Genomic DNA, 26,420 nt, shown 5'->3' with positions numbered 1-26,420 from the left:
AACCGCAACACTCGAATCAAACGCCTTCAGCAATGCCTGAAAACGGAAGCATCGCCACCGAGATCGCCGACAACATCGCCACCATCACTTTTCACCATCCCAAAGGCAACTCCCTGCCCGGGAAGATGCTGCGGGAACTGTCCGACAACATCACCGAAGCCGGCCTCAACAACGAGGTTCGCGTAGTCGTGCTGCGCAGCAGGGGTGACGGGGCCTTCTGCGCGGGAGCTTCCTTCGACGAGCTCATGGCCATCTCCGACTACGAGGAGGGCAAGCATTTTTTCATGGGCTTCGCCCTGGTGCTCAACGCCATGCGCAAGTGTCCCAAGCTCATTGTCGTCCGTGTACAGGGCAAGACGGTAGGCGGCGGCGTGGGCGTGGCCTCGGCAGGCGACTACACCCTGGCGCATGAGTCCGCCTCGGTCAAGCTGAGCGAGCTCGCCCTGGGCATCGGTCCCTTCGTGGTGGGACCGGCCGTGCAGCGCAGGGTGGGCCCCTCCGCCTTCAGCGCCTTGTCGGTGGACGCCGGCAGCTGGTACACGGCCGAATGGGCCCGTGAAAAAGGCCTCTTCAACAAGGTGTGCAACAGCCACGAGGAGCTGGACCGTGAGACCGCGGACCTGGCCGGGCGACTGGCCGAATACAGTCCCGAGGCCATGAAGGAGCTGAAGACGGTGTTCTGGAAGGGCACCGACCACTGGGACTCCCTGCTGGAGCAGCGCGCTGAGATCAGCGGGCGCCTGGTACTGTCGGACTACACGCGGGACTTTATCGAGGAGTTCAGGAAGAAATAGAACGCAAGACGGGAAGAATAGGCTAATATTTGGGGACTGGAGAAATCCAGAATGGTCGGATATTCCAGCTCCACGGGTCCAGTGTATCGATTTGATCATGCAATTGCCAATATCGATCTGAAGTCGATCCTTTACCGATCGGGCAAGATTTTTTTTCATCCGGATACCATCGCTTTTACATAAGGCTCCATGATGGTCCTGACCCTGCACGAATTCATATATTCCATAAGAATTTTCAGATTGGCTCCCGGCAGCTCCAGGTACTCCCTAAGCCCCTCCAGCGCCAGGTCCTCACCCAGCTTATTACGATATCGAAACATATCGCATACCGTCTTTTCCATGCTATACATGCGGACGGTATGCCCCTGTACGGAGATCTCTTCAATACCAGACTCATACTGATTCTTACGAAAATAATAGACTTCAACCGGCGGATAATTTAGTTTCTTTGGCTTCTCATGATTAGGAATGGCGACATGAATGCCGGATGGGTTAAAGGTGGTCAGATCGTAATATGAGAGAGCCGAAACCAGGGCGATGACTCCCATAGGCATGGCTTTACTTACATCCACATAACCGGAAGTGATCTGGCTGTCCTTCAGTTTATAGAGTCCGGGTTTTACTTTGTACAGAACGCCATCTTCGTTAAGCTTTGATATGTCACGGGTTTGAAAGCCCTCTTCACGCAGCTCCGTCAGCCGGGCATATCCCCCATTTTCTGATATGTACTTCGTGATCTCTTCCATGCTGAATCGTTTTTTCTGTCATTAATATACAATGACAGAACATTTGATTCAATTTTATTTACTTCTTGGGAGAATTACCGGCTCCATAGGCACGCACCCTGTCAATTGGGAAACCCGGCGCCCTCAAATCCTTACTTTAGCCTCGCTACAAAAAGATCGATCAGTGGCAAGAGCGCAAGGAGACCATCCAATCGGAAAGTTTTGTACATTGGACGGAACTGCCAACCAATCCCTGTTCCATGACACGATTCGCCGCTCTGCCCCTGACACTGCTCATCCTGCTGCTCACCTCTCCCCTCGCCACCGCCCAGGACGATGCGCCGGACTGGGACGTCACCGAACCGCCCGGACCTTACCAAGAGGTCTCCTATACGGTGGAGGAGGGCACCTGGATGAACCTGGACGTAAGTCCGGACGGCAGCCGCATCGTCTTCGACCTGCTGGGCGACATCTACGTGATGCCCATGGAGGGCGGGGAGGCCACCCTGCTGCGCGGGGGACACGCCTACGAAATCCAGCCGCGCTTCTCGCCCGACGGGCGCCGCATCTCCTTCACCAGCGACGCGGGAGGAGGCGACAATATCTGGGTGATGAACGCCGACGGCAGCGGGGCCCGGCAGGTCACCGACGAGAGCTTTCGTCTGCTGAACAACGCCGTGTGGACGCCCGACGGGGAATACCTGATCGCGCGCAAGCACTTCACCTCCACCCGCTCGCTGGGGGCCGGCGAGCTCTGGATGTATCATGCCGAGGCGGGCGGTTCGGGCATACAGCTGGTCGAGCGTCCCAACGATCAGCAGGACCTGGGACAGCCTTTCGTGTCGGCAGACGGTCGCTACGTCTTCTACAGCCAGTCGGTCTGGCCGGGCAGCACCTTCCAGTACAACAAGGACCCCAACAGCCAGATCTACGCTGTGAATCGCTACGACCGTGAGCGCGGGGAGACCGAGCGGGTGACCGGGGGACCCGGCGGCGCCATCAGTCCCACGCTGTCGCCGGACGGCAGCACGCTGGCCTTCGTGCGCCGCGTGCGAACGAAGTCAGTGCTCTACCTGCGTGACATGGAGACCGGCATCGAGACGCCTGTATACGACCGGCTCAGCAAGGACCAGCAGGAGGCCTGGGCCATTTTCGGTCCCTATACCAATCTTGCCTGGACCCCCGGCGGGGAGTCGCTGGTCTTCTGGGCGCAGGGCAAAATCAACCGCCTCGACGTGGAGACCGGCAACGCCGAAGTGATTCCGTTCGAAGCCTCCGCCAGCCACCGGGTGGCCGAAGCCGTCCGTTTCACGCAGAATCCCGCACCGGAATCGTTCACCGCCAAAGCCATCCGCCACGCGGTGACCTCCCCCGACGGAAATACCCTGGTGTTTCATGCGGCCGGGCGCCTCTGGATCAAGCAGCTCCCGGACGGCACCCCGGAACCTCTGACCGAAAGCGACCTGCTGGAGTTTGAGCCCTCCTTTTCACCCGACGGCAGCCGTCTGCTCTTTGTAAGCTGGAGCGACTCCGATATGGGCGCCATCTGGGAGATGGACCTGGACCGTCCCGGCTCATCGCCCGTAAAACGTACCGCCGACAAAGGCATCTACCGCAATCCCTCCTACGCGCCCGACGGACAGACCATCCTCTTCCGCCTGGAGGGAGGCAACACCCACCAGGGCTTCGCCCACACCGTGGAGACCGGAATCTTTACCATGCCGGCCGGCGGCGGGGAGAAAACCCTGGTCACCGAAAACGGCTCCCATCCGCGCTTCAACGCGGAAGGCGACAGGATCTATTACCAGGCGGGGGGCGGTCTCAGCCACGCCTACCGGTCGGTGGACCTTGGCGGAAACGACGAGCGCACCCACTTCACCTCCACCTACGCCAACCATTTTGTTCCCAGCCCGGACAACCGGTGGATCGCCTTCAACGAGCTTTTCAAGGTTTATATCGCGCCCATGCCGCAGGCGGGCACACAGATTAACCTGAATGCCGGCACACAGGCCATTCCGGTGGCCCAGGTGGCCGGAGACGCCGGCATCAACCTGCACTGGACGTCCGACGGACAGGAGCTCCGATGGACGCTGGGCGACCGCTACTACTCGGCGGGACTGCAGGAGGCCTTCGATTTCCTGAACGGCGAGCGTCAAGCCGATGACCTTCCGCTGGCCACCAACGAAGGCACGGCCATCGGACTTGAACTGGCGTCGGACCAGCCTACGGGACGCCTCGCCCTGACGGGCGCGCGCATCATTACGATGGACGCCGCGCGCTCGGTCATCGAAAACGGCACCGTGCTGGTCAACGGCAACCGCATTGAGGCGGTGGGACCGGCCGGGCAGGTGGAGATCCCCACAGGTACGAAAACCGTAGACGTGGGCGGACGCACCGTCATGCCGGGCATCATCGACGTGCACGCCCACATCGGCAGCTTCCGCGAGGGCCTGAGCCCGCAGCAGCAGTGGGAGTACTTCGCCAACCTGGCCTACGGGGTGACCACCGCGCACGATCCCTCGGCCAACACCGAGATGGTTTTCGCCCATTCCGAAATGGTGCGCGCCGGGGTGATGACCGGCCCGCGCATCTTCTCCACGGGAACCATCCTCTACGGGGCGGACGGCGACTTCAAAGCGGTCATCAACAGCCTGGAGGACGCCCGCTCGGCCATTCGCCGCACCAAAGCTTTCGGTGCCTTTTCTGTGAAGAGCTACAACCAGCCCCGACGCAACCAGCGCCAGCAGGTGATCCAGGCGGCCCGCGAGCTGGAAATGATGGTCATGCCCGAGGGCGGCTCCACCTATACCCACAACATGAGCATGATCCTGGACGGGCACACCGGCATCGAACACAACGTGCCGGTCTATCCGCTGTACGAGGACGTGCTCTCGCTCTGGGAAGAGAGCAGCACCGGCTATACGCCCACGCTGGTGGTCAACTACGGCAGCGTCAGCGGGGAGTACTACTGGTATCAGAATACGAACGTATGGGAGAAGGAGCGCCTGCTCACCTTCACCCCGCGCTCGGTGGTGGATCCCCGCTCGCGCCACCGCACCATGATTCCGCAGGAGGAGTACGAGGCCGGGCATATGGCCAGCGCCTCGGCAGCCAAAGATCTGCTGCGCCGCGGCGTAAACGTGAACCTGGGCGCACATGGTCAGCTCCAGGGACTGGGCGCCCACTGGGAGCTCTGGATGATGCACCAGGGCGGCATGACGGAGATGGAGGCGCTGCAGGTGGCCACCCTCAACGGGGCACGCTACCTGGGCATGGAAGCCGACCTGGGATCGCTCGAAGCGGGCAAGCTGGCCGATCTGGTGGTGCTGGACGGCAATCCCCTGGAAAACATCCGCAGCACAGAGCGGGTCACCCACACCATGGTCAACGGGCGGCTCTACGACGCCGCCACCATGAACGAGACGGGCACACGCACCCGCCAGCGCCTGCCTTTCTGGTGGGAGCGGTACGGTACGGCGGCCGGATTCGACTGGCATGCCCTGACGCGTCCCCACGGGGCGCTGCAGTGCAGCTGCACCCAGCCCGGCGGCTGGTAGATCCACCGGAATCGGACTCGTCTATTCCTCTTCCGGCACCTCATCGGCGGGAAAGTGAACCCGGAATACCGCCCCGCCGTCGTTGAATACGTCCAGCTCGCCTCGCAGCTGCTGCACCAGGGTGTCCATCAGGGACATGCCCAGCGACTGTGCCTGGTCCAGGCTGAAATCCTCGGGCAGACCCCTTCCATCGTCACGGACCACTACCACTATATCGTCCTCCTCCCTGTACACCTTAACCTCGATCTTCCCCTTCGGACGGTCGCCGAAGGCGTGTTTGTAAGAGTTGACGGTCAGCTCGTTCAGCAGCAGTGCGCAGGGAATGGCCTGGTTGATAGACATCTCCAACGGTTCCAGATCGGTACGAAGTTCTATTTCGCGTTCCCCGTTCATGTAAGTCTGTCCAATAGCCTCCACGAGTTCCCGGGCGTAGGTGTCGAAGGCCACATGCGAGAGGCTGTCGGACTGGTAGAGCTTTTCGTGGACCAGCGCGATGGACTGCACCCGCAACTGGCTGTCGATCAGAACCTGCCGGGCGGAATGGCTTTCGGTTTCCCACATCTGCATCTGCAGCAGGCCCGAGATGACGGCCAGGTTGTTTTTGACCCGGTGGTGGATTTCAGCCAGCAGCACCTCCTTCTCCCGAAGCGAGCGCGCGATCTGGTCCTTGGCCTTTTTGCGTTCGGTAATGTCGCCCGCCACGCAGACCATGCCCTGTATCTTCCCGTCGGCGTCGTGCATGAAGCCCTTGGAAACGGAAACGGGAAGGGTGCCCCCGTCGGTACGCCGGAAGCGGGTTTCGTAGGCTTCAAAGGTGCAGCCCTCCTCCGGCTTGAAGAGCTCCCCTCCGTCGTCGCCCTCGGGTAGCAGGATGCCAATGTCCCTGCCGGAGAGTTCCCCCTCACTTTGGTACCCCAGCATTTTGAGGGCAGCCCCGTTCACACGCTGGATGGTCCCGCTCCGGTCGGCGACCACGAGGGCGTCGCCCATCGACTCGATGATGTCGTCCATGTAGTTGCGGGAGACCGTCGTGCGGCTCAGGTTCTCCGCCATGCGGTTGAAAGTGTGTCCCAGCTGCCCGATTTCGTCGCTGCTCCCCACCTCGATGCGGCGGTCCAGGTTGCCCCTGCCTACTTCCCGCGCGGCTTCGGCCAGGCGGGCTACGGGGGAGGCGATCGACCGGTAGAGCATCCAGGCCAGTCCCATTGCCGCCAGCAGGGCCGCCACGGTGCCGTAGAGCAGCCACTGGCTGGAGGCGTCGAGCCGCGCATTGAGTCCGCTGATGCGCCGGTCCATGCTGTTTTTGGTCTGTGCGCGCAGCTCCACGATGAGCGGCAGCAGGTTGCTGCGGAAGTAGGGCTCGATGGTGACGGTGAAGAACTCCTTGCCGTCCTCGTAGGAATCGGAGGTAAGCTCCATAAGCTGCTCCACCAGCGAGGTGTAGATGGTCATCTTATCGGAGATGGTCCGCAGGGTCTGCAGGGAAGCCGCGGCGGCGGAATCGGCCCTCTCCCCCGGAGAGCCTGCGGCGGAGCGGTAGTTCGCCAGCTTGGAGCGGATGCTTTCCAGGGATTCCCGGATATTGAGGCGCGAGCGGTCGAGTGTTACCGTATCTTCGCCGGCCTGCCCGCTGAGCGAGCGCCGGTAGCGCTCCTCCAGGAAGTACTGAATGTTGGCCATGCTGCGGTAGAGCTCAATGCCGATCTCGCTGGCCAGTTCCAGCTCCTGCACGGCCGAGCGGCTCTCCACCACGAGTTGCTGGCGGGCGCGGTCGTTCAGGTATTTGGATGCCAGACCCAGGCTGAGCAGCAGAAGGGTAACGAAGCCAAAGCTGAGTAAAAGCTTGGTGCTCAGTTTCATGAAATTCAGGGGGATGGATGGCGCGCGGTGATCGGCAATCCTCCAAGATATGGCCAAGTCTATAGAAACGATGGCGGCGGTCTGCGAGTAGAACCAGCGTCTCAAAAGGCCATCAGGCTCTGCATGCGCGCTGCGATGGCGTCCACGCCCGGGAGCACCGAGTTCATGAGATCCACGTTGTGGGGAACGGGGATGTCGGGCATGGTGAGGCGGTCGACGGGAGCGTCCAGCAGCCTGAAGCCCTCCTGGGCGATGACCGCCCCTATTTCGGCCCCGAAACCGGCTGTGCGGGTGTCTTCGTGTACGATCAGGCAGCGGTTGGTACGTGCCACCGACGCCATCACCGCCTCCTTGTCCCACGGCATGAGGGTGCGCAGGTCCAGCACGTCGGCATCTATGCCGGTCTGCTCGACGGCCTCCTCACAGCGCTCGCACATGGCGCCCCAGGTTACGACGGTCATGTCCCCGCCCTCCCGCAGGCGATTCGCCTTGCCGAAGGGCACCACAAAGTGATCGCCCGGATAGGGTCGGCGCGCGTACTTGGCGTCCAGCAGGTTCCGGTGCTCGAAAAAGACCGTGGGGTCGTTGCTTCGCATGGCGCTGCGGAGCAGTCCCACAGCGTCCTGGGCATTGGAGGGAAAGGCCACCTGCCATCCGACCGCATGGGTAAAGAAGGCCTCGTTGGTCACGCTGTGCCAGGGATCGCCGCATTTGGCGAAGCCCCCGGGCATACGCACCACGATGGGAGCGGCGAACTTGTTGGCGGTGCGCCAGCGGATGGTGCCGCAGTTGTTGAGCTGCTCGGTGGCCGGATCGGCGTATTTGCGGAACTGTATTTCGGCCACCGGCATCAGGCCCTGGTAGGCCAGTCCCACCGCCCGGCCGATGATGCCCTCCTCCGAGAGGCTGGTGTCGAATACGCGCTCCTGCCCGTAGGCGGTCTGCAGTCCCATGGTGGCCGCATGCACGCCGCCCTTGGCGCCCACGTCCTCCCCGAAGACCATCACCCTGGGATTGGTTTCCAGTTCGTAGGCCAGGGTGCGGCGGATGGCCTCCACAATATTGATGCGCTGTTTCTCGGGGCGGGGATCCGTGCCGCTCTCCGGGAAATCGTGTCCCCCAGCCAGCAGCCCTCCCACCTGCTGCACCTCGGGCTTACCGTTGTCATTGTATTCGGTAAAAACGTACCGCCGGGTTTGGGTGGCGTCGGGATCGGGGCGGTTCCAGGCCGCCTCCGCCGCGCGTTCCACCTCCTCGCCGGCCTTTTTCCTGAGGCTGCCCCACTTCTGCGGGGAGATGCCGCGGTCCGCCACAAAGGCTTTCAGCTTGTCCAGGGGATCGTTTTCCTGTTCCCGTTCGATCAGTTCCTCCTCCTTGTAGGCCTGGTTGTCCTGGTAGGAGTGGCCGTTGAGCCTCGGCATGGTGAGGTGAACCAGGGCGGGTCCGCGTCCCCCGCGGACGTAGCTGACCGACTCGTCCAGCAGCGAGGCCGCCTCCCCGGGATCGGTACCGTCGCCGTCGAAGATGCGCAGGTTTTTAAAGGAGTAGAGGTTATTGGCGATGTTGCCGCCCGGCGTCTGAAACTCGCCCGGCACCGAAATGCCGTAGCCGTTGTCCTCGATGTAGAAAAGCACCGGCAGGTCGAGGGTGGTGGCCATGGTGAGGGCCGACCAGAATCCATTGGTGGCCACCGAGCCCTCCCCGCCCAGTACCACCGAGATGGCGCCCTCGCACTCCTCCTCGCCCAACACGTCGCGTCGGTAACGGATGCCCTGCGCCCAGCCGATGGCCGGCGTGTACTGCGAGCCTACGTCCCCCGCCATGGGCAGCACGGTGGGTCCCCCGTCGCCGGGCATGTTGCAAACCACGCCGATGTCGCGGCCGTCGCTGTAGCCACCCGACCTGGCCATGGGACCCGCCAGGGCGTCTTCCACCGACAGTCCCAGGGAGAGCATGAGGGGACGCGAGCGGTAGTAGGCGCTGGCCCCGTCATGGGGATGTTTCAGCCTCGAGCCCAGCAGCATCTGACCCAGCTCGTGTCCCCGTGCCGAAAACTGATACAGCACCTTCTTGTCGGGCACCAGCTCGTTCTCCTCCTTGTCGTCCATGGCGCGGGAGATCAGGAACAGGCGCACTAGGTGCTCCCAGTCGATGTCGGCGGGGATGTCGGTCTCGGTCTGGCTGTTGTTTGCACTCATGGCAGGCGGTAGATGCGTTGGGTTGGGTTACGGGCGTATCTCCAGGGACTGCGACACCTTGCGGAAACTCTTTTCCAGGTGATCCATCTCTTCCGGGGTGCCCACAGTGATGCGGATGCCCTCCGGCAGGCCGAAGGCGCCGGTACGGCGTAAAATCACACCCTCCTCCAGCATGGCCTGCGTCAGGGCCTCAGCCTGCCGGGCGTCGTCGAGCAGGATCTGCACGGAGTTGGAGATGGAGGGCAGGTAGCGTACGCCCTCCTCCTCAAAAAAGGCGTAGAGGCGCTCGCGGCTCTCCCGGGCCATCTCCACGCTGCGCGCCAGGAACTCCTCGTCCCCCAGCGCCGCGCGTGCGGCGGCCTGGGCCGGCGCCGTGGGCTCGAAGGTGAGCTTGGTCTTCATCATCTGGCTGACGATGCGATCGGGTCCCATAGCGTAGCCCACGCGAAATCCCGCCAGCCCGTAGGCCTTCGAGAAGGTGCGCAGCACCAGTACGTTGGGATGGGCGGCGTCAAGGGCGTGGGGGTAGTCCTCCACCTCGCGGGCGAACTCGAAATAAGCCTCGTCCATGACCACCAGCACGTCTTCGGGCACCCGCTCCATGAAAGCCTGGAATTCCGCGCGGCTTACATAGGTGCCGGTGGGGTTGTTGGGATTGGCGATGTAGATCATCTTGGTATGGGGAACCCACAGCCCCGGCAAGGGCAGGCAGGTCGAAGCGGTAGTCGTCGGTCATGGGCACCGTGCGCACCTTCACGCCGTGAATGCCCGCATGCACGAAGATGCCTACAAAGGTGGCCTCGGCGGTCAGAATCTCCTCGCGGTCCAGGAAAAAAGTGCGGCAGAGGATGGATATAATGCTCTCGGAGCCGGCCGCCACCACCACGTTGTCGGTGTCCACGTCGTTGCGTTCGGCCAGCATGGCCCGCAGCTCTAGGGAGGCGGGATCGGGGTAGTCCTGTATCTCCTCCATCGCCTCGCGCACGGCGGGCTCCACGCGGTCGCTGCATCCCAGCCGGTTTTCGTTGGAGGCGAGCTTTGAAATGCGGGCGGGCTGGTAGGCTTCCCGGACCTCCGCGATGGTCTTGCCGGCAACGTAGGGACTCAGGTTTCGGATGTTTTCGGGGACCAGCGGGCGGCTGTTCGAATGGGACATCTGCAGGGGTTTTCGTACTGTTCCTCGGGCGAAGCGGTCAGGCCCCGCGGCTTCCGTATTCCGGTTGTAAGGGTGCCACAAATATGGGCAAATTCGTGCTTTAAACCAAAGCAGATAGGTATTAAACTTTTTATATGGAGGGCAGGATGGTTATACTCAGAAAGCTGCAGACCCATCATTTCAGAACACCGACGCCATGCCCAAAACCGCCGTTGTCACCGGAGCCAGCAGGGGAATTGGATACGAAACCAGTCTGGAACTCGCCCGCCGGGAGGTGGAGGTCATTGCGGTCGCTCGGACGGTAGCCGACCTGAAGGAGCTGGCTTCGCATTTCCCCGATTACATCACCCCTTTCCCGGCCGACCTCACCGTACCCGAGGCCGTGAAGGTCCTGGGCGAGGAGGTGGCCGAAAGGGGAACCCTTGACCTGCTCGTCAACAACGCAGGCACCCTCGCCAACAAGCCCTTCGACGAACTCTCCATGAAGGAGTGGCGCCACGCCATGGACGTGAACCTCTTTGCCGCGGTGCGGCTGACCCGCGAGCTGCTGGACCATCTCGGGGAAGGGTCCCATATCGTGAACATCAGCAGCATGGGAGGCTACCAGGGCAGCGCCAAGTTCCCCGGACTCTCCGCCTACAGCGTAGCCAAGGGGGCCCTGGCCGTCCTTTCGGAATGCCTGGCATCGGAACTCTCCGGCCGCGGCATTCGCTGCAACGCCCTCTGCCTGGGCGCCGTACAGACAGAAATGCTGCAGGAAGCCTTTCCCGGTTTCGAGGCCCCGGTGGATGCCGGGCAGATGGGCAGGTACGTGGCCGAATTCGGACTGGAGGGGGCGAATTTCTACAACGGGCAGATCCTGCCGGTCACCCTGGGCGATCCGGGGTAGGCTGGAGAGGTGCCCTGGAACCGCATGGAACTGCCGGGGGTCCCAGCCGGTATACAACCAACAAAACCTGCCGAACAGCGTTATGGTCCCTATGCAAAACTATTTCCTGAAACCTGCCGCCACGTCCCTGAAACGCTTCTGCGCCGTCGTGCTGCTCGTCTCTTCTCTCTGCGCACCCGCAGGCGCCCAGACCCTCGAGGTATTGGGGGGCGACGTGCTTAACGGGGCCGTCAACGGCCTGGCCCTGGGGGGCGCCACCATGGCGATGCAGAACACCACCTCCTACGAGGCGCTGCGAGTGGGACTGGGCGGCGGTATTCTGTTCGGATTGGGGGTGGGCATATATGACATCACTCGGATGGGCCGGGACGACTATTTCTACAAGTCGGGAATTTTCAACGACGGGACCAACAGCACCATCCTGGTTTTATTGGACACCGTCTACGGGACCGCCGCAGGCTGCGTGCTCGCCTCCTCGGTAGCCCTGCTGGCCCAAAAGGATTTACTGGAGTCGCTTCGATACGGGGCGGGCATCGGCGCGTGGACGGGCTTCGGATTCGGACTGGTGGACACCTTTGTGCTGGCCGAGGGGCCAGGTGATTTTACGGCAAGCGCCGGCGGAGGAGAACGCACGGCCTCGGGACTCCTGCAGTACCGTGGCGACGGAAGCTGGAGTCTTGGACTGCTCAGCCCCGGCCTGGTACGCACGGTTTCGCCGGACGCCGTGGGCCCGCGCACCGAGCTGCAGCCGGCCCTGGGCCTGCTCAACCTGAACGTGAACCTCTAGCCTTCGTAGTCCTCGGGCGGTTCCAGGCTGGAACCCTCCTCGGGATCCTTGGCCTGGGTGAGATGTCTCAGCACTTCACGCACGGTCTCCACGTGTCCCGAAAGAGAGGGATGCAGTCCGTCACTCAGGTAGTTCCAGGCGTCGGGCTCGGTGTCCTCGCCCATGCGCCGGCCGGCCGGATCCACGATATAGCCCTTCTTGCCGTTCAGCACCTCGCGGGCCTGCTGCAGGTCCTCCTCAAAGAGATCGAAATCGAAGAGCCGGATCTGCTGGAGCATTTCGGTGATGACCGGCGGGGGACTGATCCAGATGATGGGGTTGTCGGTGACCTCCTCTACCACCGTTTCGATGGTGTTCAGGTTTTCCCAGTAATCGGCCAGGGGCACCAGCGTGCGGTTGGGCGCCACGTGCAGACGCTGCATGTCGAAGGTGCCCAGGGCTACCAATACCCAGTCCGGGTCTTGGTCCAGCACGTCGCGGTTGAGCCGCTGCACCGCCTCCGTGGAGGTGTTGTAGGAGACCCCCCCGTTCACGAACGTAAAGTCGGCTCCAGGCACGGTAATCTCGAGTACGTTCTTGAAAATCTCGAACCAGCCCTGCAGATCGTCCGTCATGGAGTCGCCCAGCGCCACGATGGTATCGGAGGCGCCGAAGGGCAGATCGTCCAGCCACTCGTTGACTTCTCCCTCCTCCAGCAGTTCCACGGCGGCATCCCGTGCGTTCTGGCGGTAGCGGTCGCGCAGCTTGGCCAGCTCGCTCTCCTCCAGTCCGAAAAGGCCGGCCATGGCGCCCGTATTGTCGATGCCGGGTAGAAGCGGAAATCGTTTTTCCAGGTTCAGAAATTGCAGGAGATATTTTTCCAACACCTCCTTCTCCCCTTCGGAGGCCCCAGCCAGGCCGGTACCGGAGATTTCGGGCTGCTCATCGGGATGAGAATTCGTTGCGTCGTTGGCTTCGCGGTCGGACATGAATCGGTTTTGCTTGGTTAAAATAAAATGAGGGTATGTTCAGCTCTTTTCGGCAATGAGGCGGTCGACCAGCTCGGGCGCGCCCTCCTCGGCTCGCTTTTCTATATGCTCCCATCCGTCCAGGTTTATTTCGGGGCGGGCGGGATCCACCACAAATCGCGGGATGGTTCCCGGCACCAGGTCCACGAGACCCGCCGCGGGATAGACCACCAGCGAAGTGCCGATGACCAGCAGCAGGTCGGCCTCCGGCACGATCTCGGCAGCCTGTTCCATGTGGGGCACCATTTCCCCGAACCAGACCACGTGGGGACGCAGCTGGGCGCCGTCCTCGGCGGTATCGCCCACCTCGATGGGATCGCCCCCGATGTCGTAAACCAGTGAGGGATCCTCCACACTGCGCACCTTGGTGATCTCCCCGTGCAGATGAAGCACATCGGAAGAGCCGGCCCGCTCGTGCAGGTTGTCGATATTCTGGGTGACGATGGTCACGTCGAAGTGCTCTTCCAGGCGTGCCAGCGCTTTGTGTCCGGCGTGGGGTTCGGCCTCGTGGGTCTGCTTGCGGCGCTCGTTGTAGAAGCGCAGCACCATTTCGGGATCGCGCCGGAAGCCCTCCGGAGTGGCCACATCGTAGATGTCGTGTTCCTCCCAGAGTCCGCCGGCATCGCGAAAGGTGCCAAGTCCGCTGTCGGCGCTCATGCCGGCGCCGGTGAGAACGATGACCTTCTTCATAAGGTGGGAAGGGGAATTCGTCAGCTTCGGATCAGGAGTGCACCGGTTGGGGCGCCACCGTGTTAAGCCAGGAGCTCGACTCCTCGTAGTATTCCACCACGGTGGGTTTGCTGGTGTTATGGAAGGAGGTCATGATCCGCTCAATGTCCGAACGAAGCACGTCCATGGCGCCCGAGACGAGCTCGCGGTTAAAGCCTTTTTCGGCCAGCCTGAGCGTGAATTCCATGGATACGACGCGGCTGAGCACTTTGCCCAGTTCAACCTGCCGGTGCTGGGCCAGGTTGCTGTCCAGCCGGAAATTGAGCAGATCCTTCAGGTAGCCCGCGGCGTTCTCACTGAGCCGGTAGTTGTTCAGGAATTCGTAGAGATTGCGTGTCTTCAGCCTGCGCATCATCTTGATCACCGATTCCGAAATCTGCTGGTAGAGGATGTCGTTGGATCCCTCAAATATCTGGAAGGGACGGCTGTCGATGAGCGAGCGCCCGGCGATGTGATCGAGACGGTATCCCTTGGCGCCCATCAGCTGCATAAGCGACTGGGCGGCGCTCTGCATCATGTCGGTGGTGAGGGACTTGATGCTGTTGGCCGGCAGGTCCATGGTTGCAACGTCCTTCTCCATGTTGATCTTCTCGGAGGTATACGCGCACATGGCCGAAGAGATGGTAAAATAGGCCTGGAGACGGCTGAGGCGTTCTTTCACCTGGTCGTAACTGACCAGGTTCTGACCTCCCACGATGCGTTCCCGGCAGTGCTCCATGGCTTCGTCGAGCATGCGCTTCAGGAATCCGATGCCCATGCCGGGGAACTGCAGGCGGCTGCGGTGCAGCACATCCAGCATCATTTTGATGCCGGTGGATTTGGGTTTGAGACGGAACTCGCCGGGGACGTTGATGTTGATCTTGTTTCGGCCGTAGGGCAGCATGTAGAGGCCCAGGTTCTTGTAGTACTCCTCCACCTCGATGCCCCCGCGGCGGCTGTCGTGAACAAAAAATCCGATGTCACGCCCCAGGTTGCCGTTCTTGCCTTGCTGGCGCGCAGTGATCAGCCAGTAGTCTGCGCTGCCGGTCAGCCCGGCCCAATGCTTGGTGCCCTCCACGTTGTAGTGGTTTTTCTCCTTGTTGTAGCGGTAGGAAGTCTCCATACGCAGGGCGTCGGAGCCGAAGTCGGGCTCGGTGATCATCAGCCCGCCCATGCTCTGCTCCTCCATAAACCGGCGGAAGATCTCGTCCTTGATTTCCGGGCGTCCGTAGTTGGCCACGGGCTGCAGGAACAGCGCTCCGTTAATGCCCATCATCAGCCCCAGCGCCAGAGATTCATACGAGCTGGTCTCCAGCATCGAAAGCGCCTCGTGGGTCTTTACGCCGCGCCCCCCGTACTCTTCGGGGATAAAAACGCTCAGGGGATGGCAGTCCATTACCTCGCTGAAAATATCGTCGGGAAGTCCGCGCTCAAGGCTGAGCTCGTCGAGGTCGTCCTCTACATTGAAGAGGTTGTGCAGCTTGTCTTTAAAGCGCTTAATAAAATCGGAGAATTCCATATGTCCTGCTTGTATTGAATCTACCGGCCGGAAGATGCCCGGCGTTTGGCATGCTCCAGGTTCGCAAACGGGTTTGTATATAACCTGAGTAATATAATCATTTTCTGTACTACCCTAAAACGCAGACCTTCCGCGCTTATTGGGCTGGAGGGCCCTGAACTTCCAGCGGCTCTAATCAGAAAGAGAGACGTCATTAATCGAATCGGATGCAGCCGCTGCGTACCATAACAAAAGGAAGGCTTTGGAGGAGGCGAGGACCTACTCTACCGCCAGTAGGCAGTACCATCGGCGCTGCGGAGCTTAACGGCCGTGTTCGGGATGGGAACGGGTGGAACCTCCGCGCTTGGCTCGCCTCCTCCAAAGCCTTGGAAGGAGGGACTGTCAGTATGTATGTACAAAGAAGGGAACGGGGCCGCGCGCAAGGCGTGCTTTGACCCAGGGGAATAGCTGAAGGGGGTTGCCGGTTAAGACCGGTCGCCGGCCGGGCGAGGGCCTGGCAAGTCATACAGGCAAGCCGGTGGCCTGATTAGTACGGCTCGGCTGAAGGAGTTGCCTCCCGTGCACCTGCCGCCTATCGAGGTGGTCGTCTTCCACCAGGCTCTGTAGGGAATCCTTATCTTGGAGCGTGCTTCGCGCTTAGATGCTTTCAGCGGCTTATCACTTCCGCACATAGCTACCCAGCGGTGCCCCGGGCGGGACAACTGGTCCACTAGCGGTGCGTCCACTCCGGTCCTCTCGTACTAGGAGCAGCTCTCCGCAAGATTCCTTGCGCCCACAGCAGATAGGGACCGAACTGTCTCACGACGTTCTGAACCCAGCTCGCGTACCGCTTTAATGGGCGAACAGCCCAACCCTTGGGACCTTCTCCAGCCCCAGGATGCGATGAGCCGACATCGAGGTGCCAAACCTCCCCGTCGATGTGAACTCTTGGGGGAGATAAGCCTGTTATCCCCGGAGTACCTTTTATCCTTTGAGCGACGGCCCTTCCATTCGGAAACCGCCGGATCACTAAACCCGACTTTCGTCCCTGCTCGACCTGTGTGTCTCGCAGTCAAGCACCCTTATGCTTTTACACTCTACGCACGATTGCCGACCGTGCTGAGGGTACCTTTGGGAGCCTCCGTTACACTTTAGGAGGCGACCGCCCCAGTCAAACTACCCACCATACACTGTCTGCCCGCGGTGGGGCATTAGAATTCAGCGGCCCGGAGGGTGGTATTTCACCGGCGGCTCCCCACACGCTGGCGCTGCGCGGTTCAAAGCCTCCCACCTATCCTGCACATCGGGCAGCTAAAGCCAATGTAAAGTTGTAGTAAAGGTTCACGGGGTCTTTCCGTCCCGCTGCGGGTAATCGGCGTCATCACCGATACCACAATTTCACCGAGCTCGTGGCCGAGACAGCGTCCAATTCGTTGCACCATTCGTGCAGGTCGGAACTTACCCGACAAGGAATTTCGCTACCTTAGGACCGTTATAGTTACGGCCGCCGTTTACTGGGGCTTCAGTCGCCCGCTTCATGCCCCGAAGGACATTAACAAGCTTCCTTAACCTTCCAGCACCGGGCAGGTGTCAGCCCCTATACATCGTCTTGCGACTTAGCAGAGGCATGTGTTTTTGTTAAACAGTCGATTGGACCTGGTCACTGCGCCCGCCGGCCACCCCGAAGGGCAGCCGCGGGGATCCTTCTCCCGAAGTTACGGATCTAATTTGCCGAGTTCCTTAGCCACGATTCGCTCGAGCACCTGAGGATCCTCTCCTCATCTACCTGTGTCGGTTTGGGTACGAGCACCGGCCTGGCACCCAGCGACGCTTTTCTTGGCAGCATGATTACCCCGGCTATCTGCTTGCCCGTAGGCTCACAGTACTGTCGGCGCTCAGCCTTGAGGGGCGGCGGATTTGCCTGCCGCCCCGGCCTACTGCCTTCAACGCCGCATTCCGTCGCGACGCGCGGGTGTCACTTCTGCGTGACGCCTCTGGGTATCGCCAGTCGGTGGTACCGGAATATTTAACCGGTTCGCCATCGGCTTCGCCTCTCGGCTACGCCTTAGGTCTCGACTAACCCTGATCCGATTAACGTTGATCAGGAACCCTTAGATTTTCGGTGGACGGGGTTCGCACCCGTCTTATCGTTACTCATGCCTACAGTTTCGCTTCCAGCCGCTCCACGGGGCCTCCCGGCCCGGCTTCAGCGCCGCTGGAATGCTCCCCTACCACTGCATGCCCGAAGGCACACAGTCCACGGCTTCGGCACCAAACTTATGCCCGCAAATTATCGACGCCGGGTCGCTCGACTAGTGAGCTATTACGCACTCTTTCAAGGAATGGCTGCTTCTAAGCCAACCTCCTAGTTGTCTGGGCTACCCAACTTTCTTTTCGCAACTTAGTTTGGATTTAGGGGCCTTAGCCGGTGGTCTGGGTTGTTTCCCTCTCGCAGACGGACGTTATCGCTCGCCTGCTGACTACCTGCCATCGCACGCCCGGCATTCGGAGTTTGTCTAGGGTTGGTAGGCGGTGAAGCCCCCTAGCCTAATCAGTGCTCTACCTCCGAGCGGCTTGGACAGATGCTATACCTAAATATATTTCGGGGAGAACGAGCTATTTCCGAGTTTGATTGGCCTTTCACCCCTATCCACAGCTCATCCGGTGGCTTTTCAACGCCAGACGGTTCGGACCTCCAGTGCGTGTTACCGCACCTTCATCCTGGCCATGGATAGCTCACTCGGTTTCGCGTCTGCCCCGGTCTACTGACGCCCGTTTCGGACTCGCTTTCGCTCCGGCTGCTCCCCGTAGGGGATTAACCTCGCAGACCAGGCGCAACTCGTAGGCTCATTATGCAAAAGGCACGCCGTCAGTTCCAGCTCGAAAGCCAAAACCTCCGACCGCTTGTAAGCGCATGGTTTCAGGTACTGTTTCACTCGCCTTCTCGGCGTTCTTTTCACCTTTCCCTCACGGTACTTGTTCACTATCGGTCATAACCAGTATTTAGCCTTGCCGGATGGTGCCGGCAGCTTCAGACAGGATTTCTCCGGTCCCGCCTTACTCAGGGTATCCCGCGGGGGCTCCCTCGCTTACGTCTACAGGCCTATCACCTTCTGTGGGGCGGCTTTCCAGTCCGCTTCGTCTTCGCTCAGGGGCCCCGCTATGCGGGCCCTACAACCCCGGATGCCCGTAGGCACCCGGTTTGGGCTGCTCCCCGTTCGCTCGCCGCTACTTGGGGAATCACTGACTTGTTCTCTTCTCCTAGGGGTACTGAGATGTTTCAGTTCCCCCCGTTGGCCCTCCCCGTAGGGAGTCACCGGTCGAAACCGGCGGGGTTGCCCCATTCGGACACCTGCGGATCACAGCTCTTATGCAGCTCCCCGCAGCTTTTCGCAGCTTTACACGTCCTTCATCGCCTGGTTATGCCAAGGCATCCACCATGCGCCCTTGAGTTGCTTACGCTGTATGACTTGCCATCCCCTCGGCGGGGCCGGCAGTCGCCAGCGCCTTGCTCGATCGACGCTCGATCTTAACCTTATAACCTATCAGCTATTCCACTACGTCAAAGAACACCGGAGCACGGATGCTCCGGGCGGGAGCTCCCAAGGGAGATCCCGCCCTAAACATCGGCGCGCAACACATCAACAACCAACAAACACCCCCGGGCGGCCTACCTGTGGAGCTAGTCGGATTCGAACCGACGACCCCCTGCTTGCAAAGCAGGTGCTCTAGCCAACTGAGCTATAGCCCCAGGGGCGCCCCGGCTGGCCGGACGCCCCCGGGGGGGCGGCCGGCCGAGTGGGCTTGGGAGGAGTTGAACCTCCGACCTCACGCTTATCAGGCGTGCGCTCTAACCAGCCTGAGCTACAAGCCCAAATACGTGGGGGAACCACCGGTTTGGGGCCGGCAGGCCGGCCTGGCTGGAATACACAGACGATCACACGACGAGCCGCTACGGGCCGGTTCTCCCTCAAAAAGGAGGTGATCCAGCCGCACCTTCCGGTACGGCTACCTTGTTACGACTTAGCGCCAGTCACCAGGCTTACCCTAACGACCTGCCTTTCCCCGAAGGGAATTGGCCCGGCCGCATCAGGTACTCCTGACTTCCATCGCTTGACGGGCGGTGTGTACAAGGCCCGGGAACGTATTCACCGCGCCGTTGCTGATACGCGATTACTAGCGATTCCGGCTTCATGGAGTCGAGTTGCAGACTCCAATCCGAACTGGGAATGGTTTTGGGGATCTGCTGCCGCTCGCGCGGTCGCTTCCCACTGGACCATCCATTGTAGCACGTGTGCAGCCCCAGACGTAAGGGCCATGATGACTTGACGTCGTCCCCACCTTCCTCACTACTTGCGTAGGCAGTCTGGCTAGAGTCCCCACCATTACGTGCTGGTAACTAACCACAGGGGTTGCGCTCGTTGCGGGACTTAACCCAACACCTCACGGCACGAGCTGACGACAGCCATGCAGCACCTTCTCGGCCGCCCCGAAGGGAAGGTCCCTTTCAGGACCGGTCGCCCGAGATTTAGCCTGGGTAAGGTTCTTCGCGTTGCATCGAATTAAGCCACATGCTCCACCGCTTGTGCGGGCCCCCGTCAATTCCTTTGAGTTTCATCCTTGCGGACGTACTCCCCAGGTGGTATGCTTACTGCGTTAACTGCGTCACTGACCCCGAAGGGCCAACAACTAGCATACATCGTTTACGGCGTGGACTACCAGGGTATCTAATCCTGTTCGCTCCCCACGCTCTCGTGCCTCAGCGTCAGTTCCAGACCAGTCGGCCGCCTTCGCCACTGGTGTTCTTCGTGATCTCTATGCATTTCACCGCTACACCACGAATTCCACCGACCTCTTCTGGACTCAAGAAACCCAGTATCGAAGGCCATTTTACCGTTAAGCGGCAAGATTTCACCTCCGACTTAGGCTTCCGCCTGCGCACCCTTTACACCCAATGATTCCGGACAACGCTTGCACCCTCCGTATTACCGCGGCTGCTGGCACGGAGTTAGCCGGTGCTTATTCTCTGGGTACCGTCAGCGGGTCTCGAAAGACCCGGGTTCTTCCCCAGTAAAAGCCGTTTACAACCCGTAGGGCCGTCTTCCGGCACGCGGCGTGGCTGCGTCAGGGTTGCCCCCATTGCGCAAGATTCCTCACTGCTGCCTCCCGTAGGAGTCTGGGCCGTGTCTCAGTCCCAGTGTGGGGGATCATCCTCTCAGACCCCCTAGCCATCATCGCCTTGGTAGGCCGTTACCCTACCAACTAGCTAATGGCACGCAGGCTCCTCTGAAGGTGGCCGAAGCCTTTAACAACTGTGGTCATGCGACCCCGCTGCATCATCGGGTATTAGCATGCCTTTCGGCATGTTATCCCCGTCCTTCAGGCAAATTGCCTACGCGTTACTCACCCATCCGCCGGTCTCCACGTCCCCGAAGGGACGCTTCTCCCGCGACTTGCATGTGTTAAGCCCGCCGCCAGCGTTCGTCCTGAGCCAGGATCAAACTCTCCATTGTAAGAGTACACCTTAATATAGAGTGTTGAACCCAGCCCGTAACGTTTTCCTATGTCGCTCCCAACTATTGTCGGGATGACAAGGGCTCGACGTGCGATCGTCTCTGTATTCCAGCATGTCAAAGAACGGTGTTGCTCCCTGCTTCAGGAGCGGCACAATGATAAGGCATAATGTTACCTTATCCAAAAGAAAGCGTAAAATAATCGTTAAGAAATGGCAGGGATTCGGCCGCTGGGAAAAAGCTCCTGCGCGGCGGGGAAAAAGGTACCCTGAACTACCCCTCGGAAGCTTCCTCTCCGCCGCTGTCAGGCGATGCTGAGGTGGTCTTTTTCGACTTGCCTGCCCGACGCGTGCGACTTGTTTTCTTGCTGTCCTCGGGCTTGATGTCGTTGTAGTCGACCAGCTCGATGACGGCCATATGCGCATTGTCGCCGGAGCGGTAGCCCAGCTTGATCACCCGGGTGTATCCGCCGGGACGGTCCATGGCCTTCTGGGCCACTTCATCGAAAAGATGGGTGACCGCCTGCTTGTCTTTCAGTTTGGAAAAGACCTGGCGGCGGTTGTGGGTGGTGTCCTCCTTGGCCTTGGTGATGAGGGGCTCCACAAAGGTGCGAAGCTCCTTGGCCTTGGGCACCGTGGTCTTGATACGGTGCTGCTTGATCAGGGCCACCGACAGGGCGCTCAGTGTAGCTTTCCTGTGGGAGGGCGTGCGGCCCAGTTTTCTTCCTTTAATCAGATGACGCATGGCTTGGCTAAATCTTTAGAATATTACGTATCCAGGTATTTCGAGACGTCCATGCCGAAGTGGAGGTTCTTGTCCTCGATGACTTCCACCAGCTCCGCCAGAGACTTTTTGCCGAAGTTGCGAAACTTCAGCAGGTCCTGCTCGTCGCGGGAGACCAGCTCCCCGATGGTGTTGATGTTGGCGGATTTCAGGCAGTTGTAGGCCCGCACGCTCAGATTGAGGTCTTCTATGCTGGTTTTCAGCAGGTTGGCGATGCGCTGTTTCTCCGCATCGACCTCCTCCTCTTCCTGGGTGAAGGGCTCGTCGATCTTTTCGGTAATGAATTTCTCGATGTGTTCCTTCAGGATTTTGCCCGCGATGGTGAGCGCCTCCTTGGCGTTCACCGAACCGTCGGTGGTCACATGCACGGTCAGTTTCTCGTAATCGGTCCGCTGTCCCACGCGCACATTGTCCACGTCGTATTTAACCTGCTTGATCGGCGTATAAATGGCGTCGATGGGGATAAGGGTCACATCGTCCTCGGTATCGATGTCCTGCTCCTCGGAGGGCACGTAGCCGCGCCCGCGTCCCACGCGAAGTTCCATTTCGATCTCGGCGTCCTCGGACATGGTCGCGATGAGCTGGTCCGGGTTCAGGACCTCGTAATCGGCCGTCGTTTCGGCAATGTCACCGGCGGTCAGCACGCCCTCCCCTTTCTTGGTCAGGTGGACGACGCCGCTGCTCTGCTCGAGCTGTTTGAAGCGGATCTCCTTAAGGTTCAGGATGATTTCGTAGACGTCCTCCTTGACCCCCTTGATGCTGGAATACTCGTGCTCCACGCCGTTAATCTTAATGGCGTTGATGGCAATGCCGGGGAGAGAGGAGAGAAGGATGCGGCGGAAGGAGTTGCCGATGGTCACGCCGAATCCACGCTCCAGCGGCTGCAGTACGAAGGTACCGAAATTATCGCTGGATTCTTCCACCTGAAGCGCTTCAGGCATTTGTATGCTGTAGTTGCTCATAATAGAAGCGTAGTAGCTTGCTGGTTACAATTACTTGGAGTAAAGCTCGACGATGAGCTGTACGTTGATGTTCTCGGGGATCTCCTCCAGGGAAGGGTAATTGAGAAACTTACCCGTCTTGGATTTCTTGTCGATCTCCAGCCACTTGTACTTGCTGGTAGGCGCATGCTGAAGGGAGTCCTCTATCACTTCCAGATTGCGCGATTTGGGACGTACCGAAACGACGTCGCCCGGCTTCAGCGCGTAACTGGGTATGTTGACAACCTCACCGTTGACCACCATGTGCTTGTGGCTGACAAGCTGGCGGGCCTGGCGGCGCGTGCTGGCCAGTCCCAGGCGAAAGACCGTATTGTCCAGGCGTCCTTCCAGGTATTGCAGGAGAATTTCGCCGGTCACGCCGTCCTTGGCGCTGGCTTTGTCAAAAAGATTCGAAAACTGCTTCTCCAGCAGCCCGTAGGTGTACTTGGCCTTCTGCTTCTCTTCGAGTTGGATGGCGTACTCCGACTTGCGGGAGTAGCGCGAACGGCCGTGCTGTCCGGGGCCGTAGGGTTTACGCTCGAGTGCCTTGCTGGGGCCGAAAATCGGCTCCCGGAAGCGTCGGGCTTTCTTCTGTTTGGGTCCTCTGTATCGTGCCATGTCTGGTGTCTGCTGACTCGGTTATACTCTTCTGCGTTTCGGCGGGCGGCAGCCGTTGTGGGGTATCGGCGTTCGGTCCTTGATGGTGGTAACCTCCAGACCGCTGGATGCCAGGGCGCGGATGGCTGCCTCGCGGCCCGATCCGGGTCCCTTGACGAATACCTCCACGCGGCGAAGCCCCATTTCGTAAGCGGCGGTGGCCGCCGTCCCCGCACTCATTTGTGCGGCGTATGGGGTGTTCTTGCGCGATCCCTTGAAGCCCTCCTTGCCGGCGGACGACCATGACAGGGCGTTGCCGTTCGCATCGGTGATGGTCACCAGCACATTGTTGAAGGTGGCCTTGATAAAGACCATCCCGTTGGGATCGGAGAGCTGTTTCCTCCGTTTCTTCTTGGAGGAATCTGCACTTTTACGTTCTCTTTTAGCCATTTATAATCTCGGGTCTGTTATTTTTTAGGAGCTGTCTTCTTGCCCGCAACGGTGCGGCGCTTGCCTTTCCGTGTCCGGGCGTTGGTCCGCGTGCGCTGTCCGCGCACCGGCAGGCCCTTGCGGTGACGGTTCCCGCGATAGGAACCGATCTCAATAAGACGGCGAATGTTCTGGTTGACCTCCGTGCGCAGGGAGCCTTCCACTTTGTATTCGGCGTCAATTATACTGCGCAGGGCGGACACCTGATCATCCGTCCAGTCCTTTACCTTGGTGCCCCGGTCAATATCCAGGTCGTCAAGGATGTCCTGGGCGGTGGAGCGGCCTATGCCGAAAATATAGGTCAGGCCGATTTCGCCGCGCTTCTCCTTAGGTAAGTCAATTCCAGCTATTCTTGCCATAGAGCTTTGTTTGCTTTCTTATCCTTGCCGCTGCTTATGGCGAGGATTCTTCTTATTGATAACATATACGCGTCCGTGGCGACGTACGATCTTGTCGTCGGGACTTCTTTTCTTTACGGAAGACTTGGTCTTCATAACATGCAGTTGTTTTAACTTGGTATTTATTTATAGCGGTATGTAATGCGACCTTTGCTCAGGTCGTAGGGAGACATCTCCACGGCGACACGGTCGCCTGGGAGTATTTTGATATAGTGCATTCTCATTTTGCCGGACACATGGGCCAGGATCTTGTGGCCGTTGTCCAGCTCCACCCGAAACTGTGCGTTGGGCAGAGCCTCTACAATTTCGCCGTCCTGTTTAATTGGCTCTTCTTTAGCCATTGGCTATCTCGGTGTTAATTCGTCTTTTGGCTATCCCGTCAATATAATCAAAAGTACTCAAAATATCAGCCTCCCCATCGCGTATGACCACGTCGTGCTCAAAGTGCGCCGCACGGCTTCCGTCGGCAGTCACCACCGTCCATCCGTCCTCCAGGGTACGCACCTTCCAGGAGCCCGCAGTAATCATGGGCTCAATGGCGAGGGTCATGCCGCTTCGCAGGCGTTCGCCGCGGCCCTTTCGCCCAAAGTTGGGCACGGAGGGATCCTCGTGCAGCGAGCGTCCCAGCCCGTGTCCCACCAGGTCGCGCACCACCCCGAAACCGGCGTCTTCGCAGTGGCTCTGCACCGCATGGGAGATGTCTCCCACCCGGTTGCCGTGAACAGCCTGATCAATGGCTTTCTCCAGCGACTCCCGGGTAACCTGAAGCAGCCGCCGACTCTCCTCGTCCACCTCCCCTACCGGGAAAGTGTAGGCGTGATCGCCCACGTAGCCGTTCTTGACGACGCCGCAGTCAACCGAAACGATATCTCCTTCGTCCAGCACGCGGTCCTCGCTGGGGATGCCGTGCACCACCTCCTCGTTAATGGAGATGCAGAGCGCGGCCGGGAAGGGATTGCCTTTCGGACCGTAGCCCTTGAACACGGGCTCTCCGCCCTCCCCTTCGATGAACTCCTCGGCGATGCCGTTCAGGCGCGCGGTACTCACTCCCGGCTCAATATACCTGGCCACGAGGCCCAGGGTGCGGGAGACGATCAGCGCGCTCTCGCGCATCTTCTCTATTTCCGATTCGCTCTTGAGGTAGATCATCAGGAACGGCGCCGTCCTTTCATTTTGCCCGTCTTCATGAAGCCGTCGTAGTGACGCATCATGAGGTGGCTTTCAATCTGCTGGAGCGTGTCCAGCGCGACGCCCACAATAATGAGCAGGCTGGTCCCGCCGTAGAACATGGAAAACCCGGGTGTGACGCCCAGCCGCGCCGCGAAGGCGGGCAGGATGGCCACGAAGCTCAGAAAGATGGCGCCGGGCAGGGTGACCTTGGTCAGGATGTTGTCAATAAACTCGACGGTCTGCTTGCCGGGCCGTACGCCGGGGATAAATCCGCCCTGGCGTTTCATGGTGTCGGCCATCTCTTTCGGGTTGATGGCGATGGCCGTGTAGAAATAGGTGAAGAACATGCAGATGAAAAAGAAGATAATCGAGTAGGTGATGCCCGTGAAGTCGCTCGACCAGGCCGTCAGCCACTGCACCGTCTCATTGTCGGGGAAAAAGGTCGCGACGGTGCTGGGAATAAACATGATGGATTGCGCGAAGATGATGGGCATCACGCCGGCCGAGTTCACTTTCAGCGGCAGGTACTGGGTGGTGCCGCCGTATACCTTTCGGCCGACCACCCGCTTGGCGTACTGCACGGGAATCTTGCGCACGCCCTGCGTCAACAGCACGCAACCGGCGATCACGATGACCAGGGCGGCCACCTCAATCAGCACGATCACCATGTTGCCCTTGGTGGTGATCTCGTTGTAGAAGTTGACCGGCAGTGCGGCGATGATCCCGATCATGATCAGGATGGAAATCCCGTTGCCTATGCCCCGCTCGGTGATGCGCTCGCCCAGCCACATCACGAAGGTGGTGCCCGCCGTGAGAATAATCACAGAGGTCATCACGAAGGTAAAAGTGCTTACTACCACGGCGTTGGGGGAGGTGGCCATCAGGTTGATGGCGAAGCCTACTGCCTGCACGGCCGTAATACCTACGGTTCCGTAGCGGGTCAGACGGTTGATCTTGCGCTTGCCCTCCTCCCCTTCGCGCTGAAGCTTCTGGAAATAGGGTACCACCGCGCCCATGAGCTGGATGATAATGGCGGCGGTAATGTAGGGCATGATGCCCAGGGCGAAGACGCCGGCCCGCGAGAAGGCGCCCCCCACAAACATGTCAAACAGTCCCAGGAGACTGGATGCGTTGCCGGTCTGCTGGACCAGCTGGGAGGCGTCGATGCCCGGCAGGGTCACGTAGCTGCCGATGCGGTAGATCATCAGGATGCCGACCACATAGAGGATGCGGTTCTTGAGCTCCTCAATCTTAAATATGTTCCTGAAATTCTGTACGAGACTCATCTGAGCGTCTGGTCAGTGGTTGGTT

19 protein-coding genes, 2 tRNA genes, 3 rRNA genes and 2 pseudogenes are annotated in these 26,420 nt (G+C 60.1%); 4 read left to right on the top strand and 22 right to left on the bottom strand.

Annotated features, from left to right (window positions below):
* Positions 1-32 precede the first annotated feature (32 nt).
* Positions 33-794 (top strand): enoyl-CoA hydratase/isomerase family protein, encoded by a 762-nt coding sequence (locus U5K31_01945; GenBank protein MDZ7771489.1) that lies wholly within the window; start codon positions 33-35, stop codon positions 792-794.
* Positions 795-949: 155 nt separating this feature from the next.
* On the opposite strand, the gene U5K31_01940 is transcribed toward U5K31_01945, so the two are convergent.
* Positions 950-1,540, bottom strand: a complete 591-nt coding sequence (locus U5K31_01940; protein MDZ7771488.1) for a hypothetical protein — start codon at positions 1,538-1,540, stop codon at positions 950-952.
* 239 nt (positions 1,541-1,779) lie between these two features.
* On the opposite strand from U5K31_01940, the gene U5K31_01935 reads away from it, so the two are divergent.
* Positions 1,780-5,076 (top strand): amidohydrolase family protein, encoded by a 3,297-nt coding sequence (locus U5K31_01935; GenBank protein MDZ7771487.1) that lies wholly within the window; start codon positions 1,780-1,782, stop codon positions 5,074-5,076.
* 21 nt (positions 5,077-5,097) lie between these two features.
* Here the strand turns inward: U5K31_01935 and U5K31_01930 are convergent, their stop codons facing one another.
* The 4 genes and pseudogenes from U5K31_01930 to U5K31_01915 form a co-directional block, all read right to left on the bottom strand.
* Positions 5,098-6,936 carry a histidine kinase dimerization/phosphoacceptor domain -containing protein gene (locus tag U5K31_01930; GenBank protein MDZ7771486.1) on the bottom strand — a complete coding sequence of 613 codons (1,839 nt, stop codon included), beginning with the start codon at positions 6,934-6,936 and terminating at the stop codon, positions 5,098-5,100.
* A 101-nt stretch (positions 6,937-7,037) separates the two neighbouring features.
* Entirely contained in the window at positions 7,038-9,134 is a 2,097-nt protein-coding gene (locus U5K31_01925) for a transketolase C-terminal domain-containing protein (GenBank protein ID MDZ7771485.1), read from the bottom strand.
* Positions 9,135-9,161: 27 nt separating this feature from the next.
* Positions 9,162-9,836 carry an aminotransferase class I/II-fold pyridoxal phosphate-dependent enzyme gene (locus tag U5K31_01920; protein MDZ7771484.1) on the bottom strand — a complete coding sequence of 225 codons (675 nt, stop codon included), beginning with the start codon at positions 9,834-9,836 and terminating at the stop codon, positions 9,162-9,164.
* A gap of 40 nt (positions 9,837-9,876) precedes the next feature.
* Positions 9,877-10,290: pseudogene (locus U5K31_01915) on the bottom strand (aminotransferase class I/II-fold pyridoxal phosphate-dependent enzyme).
* A 196-nt stretch (positions 10,291-10,486) separates the two neighbouring features.
* Here U5K31_01915 and U5K31_01910 point away from each other — a divergent pair.
* Positions 10,487-11,179 carry an SDR family oxidoreductase gene (locus tag U5K31_01910; protein MDZ7771483.1) on the top strand — a complete coding sequence of 231 codons (693 nt, stop codon included), beginning with the start codon at positions 10,487-10,489 and terminating at the stop codon, positions 11,177-11,179.
* A gap of 91 nt (positions 11,180-11,270) precedes the next feature.
* Positions 11,271-11,966, top strand: coding sequence for a hypothetical protein (locus tag U5K31_01905; protein ID MDZ7771482.1), 696 nt, complete (start codon positions 11,271-11,273; stop codon positions 11,964-11,966).
* Here U5K31_01905 and U5K31_01900 read toward each other — a convergent pair.
* From U5K31_01900 to secY, 17 genes and pseudogenes are all read right to left on the bottom strand, one after another.
* Complete coding sequence (locus U5K31_01900; protein ID MDZ7771481.1) at positions 11,963-12,934, bottom strand: SGNH/GDSL hydrolase family protein; 972 nt, start codon at positions 12,932-12,934, stop codon at positions 11,963-11,965. The two genes, U5K31_01905 and U5K31_01900, sit on opposite strands and share 4 nt — an antisense overlap.
* Before the next feature lie 39 nt (positions 12,935-12,973).
* Entirely contained in the window at positions 12,974-13,663 is a 690-nt protein-coding gene (locus tag U5K31_01895) for an NAD-dependent deacylase (protein MDZ7771480.1), read from the bottom strand.
* Between the two features lie 31 nt (positions 13,664-13,694).
* Entirely contained in the window at positions 13,695-15,200 is a 1,506-nt protein-coding gene (locus tag U5K31_01890; protein ID MDZ7771479.1) for an acyl-CoA dehydrogenase family protein, read from the bottom strand.
* Positions 15,201-15,445: 245 nt separating this feature from the next.
* A 5S ribosomal RNA gene (rrf, locus tag U5K31_01885) occupies positions 15,446-15,556 on the bottom strand.
* A 149-nt stretch (positions 15,557-15,705) separates the two neighbouring features.
* Positions 15,706-18,641 (bottom strand): 23S ribosomal RNA (locus U5K31_01880).
* A 215-nt stretch (positions 18,642-18,856) separates the two neighbouring features.
* Positions 18,857-18,930 (bottom strand) — tRNA-Ala (locus U5K31_01875).
* A gap of 48 nt (positions 18,931-18,978) precedes the next feature.
* Positions 18,979-19,053: transfer RNA gene (locus tag U5K31_01870), tRNA-Ile, on the bottom strand.
* Positions 19,054-19,153: 100 nt separating this feature from the next.
* Positions 19,154-20,692: ribosomal RNA gene (locus tag U5K31_01865) — 16S ribosomal RNA — on the bottom strand.
* Together the 16S, 23S and 5S rRNA genes with 2 tRNA genes alongside form the textbook arrangement of a ribosomal RNA operon.
* Positions 20,693-21,088: 396 nt before the next feature.
* Positions 21,089-21,436: pseudogene (gene rplQ, locus U5K31_01860) on the bottom strand (50S ribosomal protein L17).
* Between the two features lie 23 nt (positions 21,437-21,459).
* Complete coding sequence (locus tag U5K31_01855; protein MDZ7771478.1) at positions 21,460-22,437, bottom strand: DNA-directed RNA polymerase subunit alpha; 978 nt, start codon at positions 22,435-22,437, stop codon at positions 21,460-21,462.
* Positions 22,438-22,467: 30 nt separating this feature from the next.
* Entirely contained in the window at positions 22,468-23,073 is a 606-nt protein-coding gene (gene rpsD, locus U5K31_01850; GenBank protein MDZ7771477.1) for a 30S ribosomal protein S4, read from the bottom strand.
* A gap of 21 nt (positions 23,074-23,094) precedes the next feature.
* Complete coding sequence (gene rpsK / locus U5K31_01845; protein ID MDZ7771476.1) at positions 23,095-23,502, bottom strand: 30S ribosomal protein S11; 408 nt, start codon at positions 23,500-23,502, stop codon at positions 23,095-23,097.
* Between the two features lie 17 nt (positions 23,503-23,519).
* Positions 23,520-23,900, bottom strand: a complete 381-nt coding sequence (rpsM, locus tag U5K31_01840) for a 30S ribosomal protein S13 (GenBank protein MDZ7771475.1) — start codon at positions 23,898-23,900, stop codon at positions 23,520-23,522.
* Between the two features lie 18 nt (positions 23,901-23,918).
* Complete coding sequence (gene rpmJ / locus U5K31_01835; GenBank protein ID MDZ7771474.1) at positions 23,919-24,035, bottom strand: 50S ribosomal protein L36; 117 nt, start codon at positions 24,033-24,035, stop codon at positions 23,919-23,921.
* 26 nt (positions 24,036-24,061) lie between these two features.
* A complete protein-coding gene (infA, locus tag U5K31_01830) occupies positions 24,062-24,280 on the bottom strand; it encodes a translation initiation factor IF-1 (GenBank protein MDZ7771473.1) in 219 nt (72 codons plus the stop codon).
* Positions 24,273-25,088, bottom strand: coding sequence for a type I methionyl aminopeptidase (gene map / locus U5K31_01825; GenBank protein ID MDZ7771472.1), 816 nt, complete (start codon positions 25,086-25,088; stop codon positions 24,273-24,275). Before map ends, infA begins: the two co-directional genes overlap by 8 nt.
* Complete coding sequence (secY, locus tag U5K31_01820; protein MDZ7771471.1) at positions 25,088-26,395, bottom strand: preprotein translocase subunit SecY; 1,308 nt, start codon at positions 26,393-26,395, stop codon at positions 25,088-25,090. The genes map and secY overlap by 1 nt, the downstream gene beginning before the upstream one ends.
* Positions 26,396-26,420 lie beyond the last annotated feature (25 nt).

This window comes from Balneolaceae bacterium (assembly GCA_034521445.1).
Taxonomy (GTDB): domain Bacteria; phylum Bacteroidota; class Rhodothermia; order Balneolales; family Balneolaceae; genus JAXHMM01.
The sequence above is the reverse complement of the archived record's forward strand: the minus strand, read 5'-3'. Positions and strand labels throughout refer to the sequence as shown.